This is a genomic window from Variovorax sp. CF079 (assembly GCF_900101545.1).
Taxonomy (GTDB): domain Bacteria; phylum Pseudomonadota; class Gammaproteobacteria; order Burkholderiales; family Burkholderiaceae_C; genus Variovorax.
This window is the reverse complement of sequence record NZ_FMZU01000048.1, coordinates 1-10,202: the sequence shown is the minus strand read 5'-3', so window position 1 is coordinate 10,202 and position 10,202 is coordinate 1. Positions and strand designations below refer to the sequence as shown.

Genomic DNA, 10,202 nt, shown 5'->3' with positions numbered 1-10,202 from the left:
AGCGACCGGATGCGGGCGATTGGACGAAGCCTCTGACTTGAGCGGTGCTGCCCGAAATCGAGTCCTTCGTCGCCGGCGTGGCCGCGACACTACCGGTCTTGGCTGGGCGATTTCTTCGCCGATGAGTTCGCGCAGTCCTGTCCTATCCCGCCCGACGCCGACGCCGACGCCGACGCCGACAGGCAGAATGCGGCCAAAAGGAGACCTTCGGAACCGAGCCACAATCTGACGCAATCAATCCTCCCCATGCAGGCTCAACTCGATGCGCTCGGTATTCTTTTTTCTAGGCTTGGCTCTGATTGCTGTTGCGCAACACAGCTTGCACGCCGCAGCCACGAACGCCCCCCGCTCAAAGTAGTTGACGCCGGGCACCCCGATGACGTTCACGCCGGGTATCAAGCGCTCCGTCGCTCCATCGAAGGCGACGCATTGACCGCGCTGCTGCTACCCGCATTCGAGCTCGAGGCATGCGTTCAAATCATCGTGCAGCGGCAACTCGCGAGACCCTATCTCCCTGGCAACAGAACAAGCGAGGAGCGACGGATACGGGAGCGATTTCCAAAGCTCATGGCTTTGCCATGCGCCCGGTTTCAGAGCGATGCCGCTCCAGACGCGACTGCATCGCAAATCGAGCGGTTCGTGCGCCGGCATGTCGGCATCCCTGAATAGGCGCCATAGGCGAAGGCAGAATGCGGGCCAGCAGCGGGCGGTCGTCCGTACCTGGTTCCTCGGCAGACAACAACCGGCCGGTCGTTCCGGCGGCCCTCTCCTATCGCCCTTAAGAAGATGCAGTTGACAGCAAACCATTTCATCGACATCGCTTTGCGCAATCCTGTGAATGCGGAACTTGCTGCTCGCTTGCCTCGTCTTGGTTTGAGCCAATGCTTTTTGACCGCCGGATGTTTGTTCCAGGCGACGTGGAATTCGTTGTCCGGCCAGCGAGAAAACTGGGGTGTGAAGGACTATGACGTCTTCTACTTCGACGATGCCGATTTATCGTGGGAGGCCGAAGACGCCGCTATCAGGCTCGTTCACAGCAGCGTCGCTGACCTCGGCGTCAACGTTGAGGTCAGGAATCAAGCGCGCGTGCATCTTTGGTACCAGCAGCGCTTTGGAGCTTCGTATCCGCAACTCACATCCGTGCGTGATGGGATTGACCGTTACCTCATTTCTTGTACCTGCGTTGGCATCGACATGACCAGTCGAGAGCTTTACGCCCCCGACGGCTTGGACGATTTGGCCTCCGGAGTCCTGCGGATGAATCCTCGCCACCCAATCCCGGACCTGTTCCGCCTCAAGGCGAGCGACTACAAGGCGCGCTGGCCCTGGCTCACCATCGTCCCGGCTTAGCGCCAGATGCCCACCGTCGGAAAGGTCCAGCACGAGCCTTGAAGCGCGTGCGCACTGGCTTGGAATCCGACAACAATCGGCCAAAACCGGAAGTTCCCCATGGTTCTCTGTTTTCGCTAAAGGGCGACGCTGTACCTCAAGCAATGACCCTTGCACGCAACCGCTCAATGCCTGACACCGTTAGCCACTACTAGCAGCCCAGGGGGGAATCTGTTTGACGAGTGGCGCCCACACGTTGTGGCCGAAGCTGATCATTTCGTCGAGGATGGTGTCGTCCGCAAGGAGAGCTGGCGCACGGCATCAGCACCATCGTCCGCACGCAGCTCGGCGGCCAGTCCTGGCTCACCGGCGGCGCCGACCCGCAGCGCGATGGGCATCGTGGCGGCGACGGCATGGTGGCTTGAGGGCCTGTGCTGACCATGCCCTGAGGGCATGGCCGGTGGTCCATTTGTAATGGCCGCGCGCGCGGCGGCGCCTCTAGACTGGGCGCCGTCCCACTTCCAACGCGCACTCCATCGCCATGCCCGTCGCCATCTCCCGCTTCCCGCTCCGTCGCAGCGTCGCCGTGCTGGCGGCGCTACTGCCCCTGGCCTTCGGCGTGTCGGCGCGCGCGGTCGACGAACCTGTCGCGCTCGATCTAATCATCGAAGGCGGCACCATCTTCACCGGCGACGACGCGCCGCCGCAGGTGGGCGACGTCGGCATTGCCGGCGACCGCATTGTCTTCGTCGGCCGGGCTGCGCCGCATCGCTTCGTGGCCAAGCGGCGCATCGATGCGCGCGGCCAGGTGGTGGCGCCGGGCTTCATCGATCCGCACACCCATGCCGACCGCGACCTGTTCCAGGCCGACGCGCGCCGCCGGCTCAACGTGCCCTTCCTCACCCAGGGCGTGACCACCGCGGTGATCGGCAGCGACGGCTTCGGCGGCGCCGACATCGCGGCGCAGGCGCAGCGGCTGAGGGACAACGGCGCCGGCACCAACACCGCGATCTACGTCGGCTTCGGGCCGGTGCGCGCCGGCCAGCTCGGCGAGGCCAACCGCGCGCCGACGTCCGAGCAGCTGGACGCCATGCGCGCCCAGGTCTCGCGCGCGATGTGCGAAGGCGCGCTCGGCCTGTCAACCGGGCTCTTCTATGCACCGCAGAGTTTCGCGCGGACCGAGGAGGTGATCGAGCTGGCCAAGGTCGCGGCGCGCCACGGCGGCCTGTACGACAGCCACATCCGCGACGAGTCCATGTACAACATCGGCCTCAAGGGCTCGATCGACGAGGTGATCCGCATCGGGCACGAAGCTAGGCTGCCGGTGCACGTAGCCCACATCAAGGCGCTGGGCGTGGCAGTGCATGGCCAGAGCGGCGACATCATCCGCCGCATCGAGGCCGAACAGAAGCGCGGCCTGGCGATAACCGCCGACCAGTACCCGTGGACCGCATCGAGCACCCGCTTCTCGGCCGCGCTGGTGCCCGGCTGGGCGGTGGACGGCGGCCGCGCCGCGATGCTCAAGCGATTCGACGACGCCTCGCTGCAGGAGCGTCTGCGCAAGGACATGCGCGAGAACCTACGCCTGCGCGGCGGGCCGGAGGCGATCCTGTTCTCGGCCGGCCCGAACACCAAATACATCGGCCGCACGCTGGCCGAGGTGGCGCAGGGCGGCGATCCGGTGGACGCCGCCATCGCGGTGCTGCGCGAGGCCGACCTGGCGATCGCCTCCTTCAACCAGACCGACGACGACGTGCGCAACTTCATGAAGCGGCCGTGGGTGATGACCTCCTCCGATTCGTCGGAAGGCCATCCGCGCGCCTACGGCACTTTCGCGCGCAAGTACGACCAGTATGTGGTGAAGGAAAAGGTGATCTCGCTCGGCCGCTTCGTGCGCGCCAGCACTGGCCAAGTGGCCGACACCCTGGGACTGACCAAGCGCGGCTACCTGCGCAGCGGCTACCACGCCGACGTGGTGGTGTTCGATCCGGCGCGCTACGCGGCGCGCGCCACCTATGCGCAGCCTACGCTGCTGTCGCAGGGCGTGACGACGGTGCTGGTGAACGGCGAGCTGGCGGTGGACGGCGGCGAAGTCACCGGCCGCGCCGCCGGCCGGCCACTGCTGCGCACGCCGCGCGAGGGAAGCTGCCCGGCCTGAAGCCGGCGGCTGGTCAAACGCCAGATTGGCTACGGCGACGAATTTCTACCGGAGGTTGCCGAAACAAGCGATGTAGAACACTTGGTCATGCTCTCAATCCGCGGACTGGTCGACGCGTTCAGTCGTGGCATTGCGGCGACGTTGCAGGAAATCAAGGGTGACAATGAACGTCGGAAGCTGTTCGCGGATCGGCTGGAGAAGATGGTGCACGAACTGCCGTATAACGACTGACGTTCTATCCTCAAGATGAGGGGCCGCCTCAGCGACGATTGCGCAATGTTTTCGTTGCGCGCAGTCCGAGTTGGCGTCCGCTTTGAGGACGGGGCGAGCGACCGTTAAGGGCCCAGAGCGCCTGCTAGCCGTCAGGCTACAGTCGGCCACAACCAGTCACTCGGAAACCGTGCTCAAAACCTGTATGCCTATCCATGCCAAGGCGCCCGTTGCGTCCAGCGTGCGTCTGCCATGAATCAAAGGAGCGCCGTCGAAGAACTGCAGCGCGAACTCTGTCGTCGGTTGCCCGCAGAATTCTTTGCGGCACCGCCTACCTGTACGCTCGGCATAGCGTTGAATGTTCGTGATGGCATCCTCCCAATCAATGGTCTGAGGCATCCACCAAGCGCCGGGACCAGCGGGTGGTACATCTGGGCCGGCGAGGAGTTCTCGACTGAGGCTGACTTCTTCAAGCCGCTTCACATCGAGCATCTGGACGGGTGGGCGCCCGAAATAAAAAAATACCTTGGATTGCCACCCGGCTGGCGCTTCTTGATTGCGCCGGGCTACGAAGACATCTGGTTCGACGAAAAGCTCTTGCGACTCGACGGCGAATAGCCAGCGCGGCCTCCTCACACAGCTATGGCACAGTTCGGCCAAAACCGGTCATCCATGACGGCCTCGTAGTTCGATATAAACCGCATATGTACGACGACCTCCTGCCGCTGAAGACGCCCGAGAAGCTCTTGGGCAACCTAAAGCCGGTCGACGCGGCGGACCTCCGCCGCAAGCACGCGGACCTGCCAGACGACTATGTCTCTTTCCTGAGTCGCATTGGCGCCGGGACGATTGGGCGTTCCCAATACAGCCTCTATACCGGTCTGGTTGAGCCAGGCTTCGTTTACGGCGACGTACCACCTCAACTCGCGGGCGTGCTTCTGTTTGGCGATGACTTCCAAGGCTTCAACGCGGGATTCCGCACCAAGACTTGGGAGGTGGTGGAGATTGACCCGCTGGACCGAAGAGTGCACGTTGCGGCACCGAGCTTCGAGGCCTTCATCCGGAACACAATCAAGAACTTGTTGTAGATGGCTTCGCGGCCCGCCGCAATCGGCCAAGAGCAGTCCTCTGCTGTACAGGCAAAATTCGAGGTTGCTGCTGCCAAGTCCAAGCCAATCAAATGCCTGAAGTACATCCTCGCGGCCAAATGTTGGCCTTCGACCAATCTTTGAATTCGTTCGTCGCACAGCCGGGATTAATGCTGCCTTGCACCAACATCGCTGAAATGCTTGAGCAGGTTGAAGCGAGAACCGGTGCCTACGTTGTGCCGCACGACCCGCCGAAATACTTCCGTTACCACCTGTCGCGCGATGATCCCAGTTTTGTGCTGGTGGATATTCACGTCACCCGCGGCGGGGAGGAGATCTGCATCAAACAAGATATGTCGTTTCCGCTGCTTCCTAGCGACAAGGTGATGTTTGGCCAACTTGCCTGCTGAGCAGGCGACGCGACGTCATCGCCGCTTGGATCCCGGCCGTTCAGGCTGACAACGTCGCAGCTCTCGGGTGCTCAGGCTAGACTTCCGTTGCCGCTGGATACCGGACGTTCAAGGCGTCCACGCCGGGGTTCCTTGACGACTTTGGCCAGGCCTTAAGCCTGTCTGGCGATGCGAAGACGCTAGCCGTTGGCGCACCGGGCGAAGCCAGTACCGCCTCCGGCATTGGTGGCGACCAATCGAACAACAGTGGTACCCGCGTGGGCGCCAAGTACTTGTATTGACCGCCAGCCCCGCGTGCTGCCCAAAGGACTTTAATCTGACATTGCAATGCAAGCCCTTGAAGTCTTGCGCAATGGTCAGACTGTCGTGATGGCAGGAGCGTCAGACGCGCTGATGATTTCGCTGCATCTCACCATCCTGGTCGACGGCGAGTATCCGGCGACACTGCACATCGGCGGCATGCGGGACCTCGGGAATGACCGCCAGTCCCATGTCCAATGGATTGAAGACTTGGCCCTGGCCGATGGCGATGAGCTGCGCATCAGACTGTTGAGCGTTCCTGAGGCATCCACGCCAGTCGAAGACGTTCCCGCTGACTCCGAGGAGCATCTCGCTGCGCAGGCGCAATACGAAAGAGAGCTTGCCTCCAATCCACCTCAGCCTAGGAAGCTAGAACGGAGGCGCCCCAACGCGTCACTTGAACTGACGGTCGGCGTGGGGCAGCCCATTGTTGCCAACTTCGGTGTCGACGGGGAACTGCTTATGTTAGGCGGCACCTGGAACAACTGGCATCCCGAACGCTGGCGCCTGAGCCTCTCAAGCTGCTCATGCGAGCAGGCGCTAGCGCGCCAGGGCGGAAAAGACCGGTTCAACGGTCGCGTGGCTCGGAACGAAGTGGTTATCGTTCGCGTAAGGGGATAGCGCAGATCGACAAAGCGGGACCACGCGCCGTGACATGGGGCCTCTTAACTCAATAAAACAGCACAAATATCGGTTGTCCTGCCGCTCGTCCCTAGCAGCGTGAAAACTTGGGTGGAATTGTCAACTGTGAAGACGACCCGTCCCAAAGTCAGCGTAGTTGTAGGACCGGGCGGCACGTCGCTAGGAAAAAGTATGAGCACGTTATGCCCAGTGGTGACAAACGTCGTAGTACCGTCCGGGTTGAAGGTTTGTTTGGTTACCGACCCGGCCGTCTTCAAGCTGAGAGTGGTCCCATTGTTAAGGTTGGTGAATGTCAATTGGAAACCTTTACCGGCCTGAATTGTCTTCACCAAGTTGCCATCCTTGTCCCTGAACTCTCTGACTTCCGGGCGCGTGCCGCTAAAATCAATCTGCAAGGCGAAACTACACGCCAACCCCGCCGGAAGAGTCAAAGTCTCAGCTGCAACCGGGCCTGCTGCGCCCAATCCGAATGCCAGCCCAAGAGCAGCGGTGCGCACAAGGTGGGAGAAAACAAGTGCTTTCATGAGAAGTCCTCCAAGTTAACCGAGACAACTTCTTTTGCTCCCTGTTTCGAATTGTGAGACTCTCCCTCGTAACTGAATGCGGTGTAATCGGGCGCTTTATGTAAGTACGGTGAAGTCTCACGTCCTGGGCATCGTTACCACATGACAAGCCCAATTCGCGAACCTCATGATGTGGGATGTGCGAGTGCGCACCAACATTCAGGCGTCGAAGTGGATTTCGCAGAAGAAATACCGCCGAGGTCGGATTCGACCGACTGCACCCTGCGGATTCAACCGGTCGATGCAACGATCTGGCTGAACATCTCAGCCGGTGTGTGGAAGTCGAGGGTCTTCCTTGGTCGCTCGTTCAATTGTCTTGCAACGGCATTCAGCTTGGCCTGTGAATGGCTCGAGAGATCGATGCCTTTAGGGAAGTACTGCCTGAGCAGGCCGTTCGTGTTCTCGTTGGTTCCGCGCTGCCAAGGATTGTGCGGATCGCAGAAGTAGACTTGGACGTCGGTCGCCAGGGTGAAGCGCTTGTGCTCCGCCATCTCCTTGCCTCGATCCCAGGTCAGCGACTTGTACAGCTCCTGCGGCAGCTTGCGAGCGTTCTTGATCAGCGCATTGACGACGGTCTCGGTGTCCGTGCCCCCAAGCTTCACCAGCATCACGTAGCGTGTTTGACGCTCGACCAGGGTGGCAATCTGACTGCTCGTGCCCCCGAACAGCAAGTCACCTTCCCAGTGGCCAGGCACTGCCCGATCCTCCACCGTGGCCGGGCGCTCGCTGATCGATACGGTGTCAAGGATTCTTCCGTGGTTATCGGTCTTCTGCGTGTGATGGCGCGAACGGCGCATGACCCGCGTGCGTCGCAGATGCTGCAGCAGTTCCTTCTTCAAGGCCCCACGGGCTTGGATAAGAGGCTGCGATAGATGGTCTCGTGTGACACCTGGAAGTCCTCGTCGCCAGGATAACTATGCTTGAGCCACCCCGCGATCTGCTCAGGCGCCCACAGCGATTGGAGCTTGGTAGCCACGATGCGCGCCAAGGCTCTGTTCCTTGCCAGTTTGCATCTCTTGGGACGGTGCCCGCGGTCCCACGCCGCCTGGTCGGCCTGAGCAGCCCGGTAGCCCTCTCGACCACCGTTGCGCTTGATCTCCCGGCTAACAGTCGATGGCGCTCGCCCGAGGATGCTGGCGATCGCTCGAACGGAGAAGCCGGCCACCACAGCACGTGAGATCTCCTCGCGCTCGGCCAAGGTCAGTGCCAAGGAGGACCGGCACCGCTCTGGCGGCGGTATTCCGCCTGTTCGGGACAGAATCCCTTCGACCGACGAATGCGATCGATCGAACAACTGGGCAATCTGTTGAAGGCTATCGCCTGCTTTCCAGCGCTCCCACATCAGCGCCTTCTGGCTGTCCGTGTAGTAGGTCCGCGTTCGATACTTCATCTACAACACTCCTTCTGCCTACGGCAGCTTCAGTGTGTTGCATCGACCGGTTGAATCCGCAGCCAACAGCGGAAGTTCGTCCCCTGCCTCCCATTTCACCGCCCGGAGGCTAACGCCGTTCGATGAAGCGCTACATTCGACCGCTGTGAAGATGTTCAAGGCTCACGAAGAATTGCTGCAGCTTGCGCCTGGTCAAAGTCTAAGACTGGTTGCGCAACTGAACACGTTGGACGACGGATTGGATGGCGTGCTCAGCACGTACGACGTCGAGGACTCTGCGGGGCGGGTCGTTGCTCGCTATGAAGTTCACGACTTGGTCTGCGCGTTCCATCCGCCTTCGAGAATGTCACAGCGCGTCCGAAAGCTTCATTCCGCCGCCGTGCCCGATTCAGAAGTTTGACGACTCGAGTCCAGACGACGGTCAACCTATCGAAGCGCGTGCGCACTGACCATGGCACCGGCAACAATCGGCCATCAGCAGTCGTTCACCATGGTGGTCCAGCCTTGAAATGAATACGCCTACCTACGCCGTCCCCAAAGAAAAGCCTGGTCTCCCGTGCCCCTGCTGCCGCCATCTCACTCTCGCGGAGCGAGGCGGGTATGAAATCTGCCCCATCTGCTACTGGGAAGATGATGGACAAGACGACGATGACGCCTCCGTCGTTCGAGGCGGCCCGAATGGCAGTCTCAGCCTCACGCAAGCGCGAGAGAATTTCAGTGCCTTCGGTGCCAGCGACTCCCGTTCCCTTCAAAGTGTGCGGCGGCCTTATACGTTCGAGTTACCCTGACGCCTTTCGGGCCATTACCCGTCGGTCGATGGCAGTGCCGAATAGCGGCCGCTCAGCGCCGCTCCCGACCCGGAAGCGACATCCGCTGTCCTGATTACGTCGCCTCAAAGCTGCCGGTCGAACCCGCACGCAGGCACTCCCGTTAGAGGCCCCGCAGCCGCCGAGACAATTCGTTGGAGCGCCAGGTGATCGAGACCGCGCTCGCGACCGTATACGCGCTGATGACCGGCGACCTCGCGCACCCGTCGGACGTCGTCGCGCGTGACCTCAACCACTGGCTCGAGCGCAACAAGCACCTCGCACAGCACATCACCCGCCGCCAGCGCTCGACCAACCCGCACGATTCACGGCGACGTTGAACGGGCCGGCGACCTCCGCGTTGGCTAGACTGATGTCATGCGGCGCGCAACTGCGATCATCGGGTCGGCGATCTTCTTGGTGATCGCGCCGGGCTCGCTCGCGGTGTACGTGCCGTGGTACTTCACGCAGTGGCACTTCGCGCCTGCGCTGTTCCCGATCGCGCGCGTGATCGGCGGCATCCTGATCGCGGCTGGGCTACCGATCTTGCTCGATTCATTCGCCCGTTTCGCGTTGCAAGGTCTCGGTACGCCGGCTCCCGTGATGCCGCCCAAGCACCTCGTTGTCACCGGGTTCTATCGGTATGTGCGCAATCCGATGTACGTCGCGGTCACCGCGCTGATCATCGGTCAGGGCCTCCTGTTCGGCAGCGTAGCGGTGCTCGAATACGGAGCGATCGTGTGGGCGGCCTTCTTTTTGTTCGTGCTCGGCTACGAGGAGCCGGTGCTCGGCGAGCAGTTCCCCGAGGAGTACAAGCGCTACCGCGCGAACGTGAGACGGTGGATTCCGCGCACCACACCGTGGCGCGGAGATCATTGAGCCGCGCTCCGAAGGTAAGAACGCGGGGTGCGTGTCGTCGTCCAGCATCGCAGCTGCTATCGCTGTCCCAGACCCGCGCTGCTCGGCCCGCAGTTGATCCGGCTGCGGCCGGCAGATCACGTGCGGGCGCGGTTCGAGCGCTACCAGCTGCAGATCGCGCCCAAGCATCGACTGTACTGGCTGCGCGATCCGCATGGCAATCGCGTCGCGCGCGTCACGTAGGCCCTTCTGGGCGTCGGTGTAGTACGTGCGTGCGCGGTACTTCATCTGCAACACTGCTCCTGCCTACGCAGTGGTCAGTGTGTTGCATCGACCGGTTGAATTCGCCAGCAAAAGATGCTATGTGGGACTACCCGAGCGAGACCCGCTTAGCTAAAACGGGATTTCCTCAACCTCTTGGCAAAGGAGATGGAAATGTCGACAACCC

At 61.7% G+C, this 10,202-nt stretch carries 13 protein-coding genes and 1 pseudogene; 12 read left to right on the top strand and 2 right to left on the bottom strand.

Translation table 11 applies throughout. The annotated features are described in order from the left end of the window. Positions 1-246: 246 nt before the first annotated feature. From BLS74_RS34225 to BLS74_RS33270, 8 genes are all read left to right on the top strand, one after another. Positions 247-669 (top strand): hypothetical protein, encoded by a 423-nt coding sequence (locus BLS74_RS34225; RefSeq protein ID WP_139191815.1) that lies wholly within the window; start codon positions 247-249, stop codon positions 667-669. A 123-nt stretch (positions 670-792) separates the two neighbouring features. Beyond that, entirely contained in the window at positions 793-1,350 is a 558-nt protein-coding gene (locus BLS74_RS33295) for a nucleotidyltransferase family protein (RefSeq protein ID WP_244504142.1), read from the top strand. Between the two features lie 520 nt (positions 1,351-1,870). Further along, complete coding sequence (locus tag BLS74_RS33290; protein ID WP_093112286.1) at positions 1,871-3,487, top strand: N-acyl-D-amino-acid deacylase family protein; 1,617 nt, start codon at positions 1,871-1,873, stop codon at positions 3,485-3,487. Between the two features lie 87 nt (positions 3,488-3,574). Beyond that, complete coding sequence (locus tag BLS74_RS34725; RefSeq protein ID WP_170855816.1) at positions 3,575-3,718, top strand: hypothetical protein; 144 nt, start codon at positions 3,575-3,577, stop codon at positions 3,716-3,718. 231 nt (positions 3,719-3,949) lie between these two features. Next, positions 3,950-4,315 carry an immunity protein Imm33 domain-containing protein gene (locus BLS74_RS33285; RefSeq protein ID WP_093112284.1) on the top strand — a complete coding sequence of 122 codons (366 nt, stop codon included), beginning with the start codon at positions 3,950-3,952 and terminating at the stop codon, positions 4,313-4,315. An 86-nt stretch (positions 4,316-4,401) separates the two neighbouring features. After that, entirely contained in the window at positions 4,402-4,785 is a 384-nt protein-coding gene (locus BLS74_RS33280; RefSeq protein ID WP_093112282.1) for an SMI1/KNR4 family protein, read from the top strand. Between the two features lie 119 nt (positions 4,786-4,904). After that, a complete protein-coding gene (locus BLS74_RS33275; protein ID WP_093112280.1) occupies positions 4,905-5,195 on the top strand; it encodes a hypothetical protein in 291 nt (96 codons plus the stop codon). Positions 5,196-5,522: 327 nt separating this feature from the next. Beyond that, positions 5,523-6,116, top strand: coding sequence for a hypothetical protein (locus BLS74_RS33270; protein ID WP_093112278.1), 594 nt, complete (start codon positions 5,523-5,525; stop codon positions 6,114-6,116). A 44-nt stretch (positions 6,117-6,160) separates the two neighbouring features. Here the strand turns inward: BLS74_RS33270 and BLS74_RS34220 are convergent, their stop codons facing one another. After that, positions 6,161-6,661 carry a hypothetical protein gene (locus BLS74_RS34220; RefSeq protein WP_139191814.1) on the bottom strand — a complete coding sequence of 167 codons (501 nt, stop codon included), beginning with the start codon at positions 6,659-6,661 and terminating at the stop codon, positions 6,161-6,163. Positions 6,662-6,930: 269 nt separating this feature from the next. Next, positions 6,931-8,090, bottom strand: a pseudogene (locus tag BLS74_RS33265) (IS30 family transposase). A 151-nt stretch (positions 8,091-8,241) separates the two neighbouring features. On the opposite strand from BLS74_RS33265, the gene BLS74_RS34720 reads away from it, so the two are divergent. The 4 genes from BLS74_RS34720 (at position 8,242) to BLS74_RS33250 (ending at position 9,997) form a co-directional block, all read left to right on the top strand. Continuing rightward, positions 8,242-8,490, top strand: coding sequence for a hypothetical protein (locus BLS74_RS34720; RefSeq protein WP_170855815.1), 249 nt, complete (start codon positions 8,242-8,244; stop codon positions 8,488-8,490). 573 nt (positions 8,491-9,063) lie between these two features. Then, a complete protein-coding gene (locus tag BLS74_RS34715) occupies positions 9,064-9,237 on the top strand; it encodes a hypothetical protein (protein WP_170855814.1) in 174 nt (57 codons plus the stop codon). A 37-nt stretch (positions 9,238-9,274) separates the two neighbouring features. Then, positions 9,275-9,775 (top strand): methyltransferase family protein, encoded by a 501-nt coding sequence (locus BLS74_RS33255; protein ID WP_093112274.1) that lies wholly within the window; start codon positions 9,275-9,277, stop codon positions 9,773-9,775. Positions 9,776-9,802: 27 nt separating this feature from the next. Then, positions 9,803-9,997, top strand: a complete 195-nt coding sequence (locus BLS74_RS33250; RefSeq protein WP_093112272.1) for a transglutaminase N-terminal domain-containing protein — start codon at positions 9,803-9,805, stop codon at positions 9,995-9,997. The last annotated feature ends 205 nt before the right edge of the window (positions 9,998-10,202 follow it).